The following is a 1384-nucleotide window of genomic DNA, read 5'->3' as shown; positions in this document are numbered from 1 at the left end:
ATCGACGTGTCGGGCAGCGCGGGCGAGATCGACGTGCCGCGCCAGGGCTTCGCGCGCGATCGCGGTGCCGCGACACTCGCGCTGGCCAGCGATGGCGGCAGCATCGAGATCGAGGGCCATGCCCAGGTGCTGGGCACCCTGCGCGCCCGCGCGGGCGGTGCCGGTGCGCGCGGCGGCAGCCTGAAGCTCACCAGCGCCGGCGGCGCGGAATCGCCGGCCGACCAGCTCAAGTGGATCATGCTGCAGTTCGCGGGCGGCGAAGGCGTCGCCAAGTGGGAGGACGCGATCGGCATCGACTACAGCAGCTACTTCTCGACGGCCGCCGGCCCCTTCGTGTTCACGCGCGAGATGGTCGAGCTGTTCGAGGCCCTGCCCGACGCGGCCGACTTCCGGGTCGTGAACAAGGCGCCGGCCGCCGGCGGCGGCCCCGCCCTGCCCGATGCCACGGCCTTCTTCGCCGACGGCTACCTCGAGGAGATCCTCAACTTCGGCCCCGGCTTCGACCTGCGCGGCGTGTTCACGGGCGCCGCCAGCGCCAAGCCGCCCTCGGTGCTGCTGGCTTCGGCCGTCAACGAGGGCGGCTTCGACCAGTTCGCGATCCAGACGCCGAAGACGGTGCGCCTCGACGGCGTGCACCTCCAGTTCGGCCGCTCGATCGCCATCGGCGGCACGCTCGCGAACGCGGGCCGTGCCGATGCCAGCCTGCGGGCGCCGCGCATCGTGCTGTCGACGCTCCAGGTGACGCCCGGCAACGCGGCCGCCGAGCGCGCCGGCAGCCTGAACCTCGATGCCACGCTGATCGACATCGACGGCGGCGCCGCGATCCGCGGCTTCGCTGACACGGTGTTGACGGCGCGCGACCTGCGCATCGCCGACAACGTCGAGGCGCCCGGTGCCGTGCTCGACGTCGAGGGCCGTCTGCTGATGCAGGCGGCGCAGGTCTATCCGGCCACCGGCGCCAAGGCCACGATCCGCGCCACCGATGCGATCCGCATCGAGCGCAACGGCGAGGCCGAAACGCCGCTGTCGGCCGCCGGCAGCCTGACCCTCGAAGCGCCGCGCATCGCGCAGAACGGCGTGCTGCGCGCGCCCTTCGGCCAGATCGTGCTGAAGGCGGGCGAAAGCGTGACGCTGGGCGCGGGCAGCATCACCTCGGTGTCGGGCGACGGCCTGGTGCTGCCCTACGGCGCGCTGCGCAACAACGAGTTCTGGACCGACCCGACCCGGCCCCAGACCGAGGCCGCGGTCGACCTGAACGCGCCGCCCGAGAAGCGCATCACGCTCGACGCGCCGAGCGTGGAACTGGCGGCGGGCTCGGTGGTCGACGTGGCCGGCGGCGGCGACCTGCATGCGCGCGAGTTCGTGCCCGGCACCGGCGGCTCGC

General features: G+C 73.5%; 1 protein-coding gene. It reads left to right on the top strand.

Annotated elements, in window-relative coordinates:
- On the top strand, window positions 1–1384 hold a 1384-nt coding region (locus AC27VN_RS41495; protein WP_490880513.1), incomplete at both ends, for a hypothetical protein.

The sequence above is a fragment of the Variovorax sp. 20P10.2.4 genome, from assembly GCF_058244205.1.
Note: the sequence above shows the minus strand (reverse complement) of the source record. Positions and strands in the feature narration are given on the sequence as shown.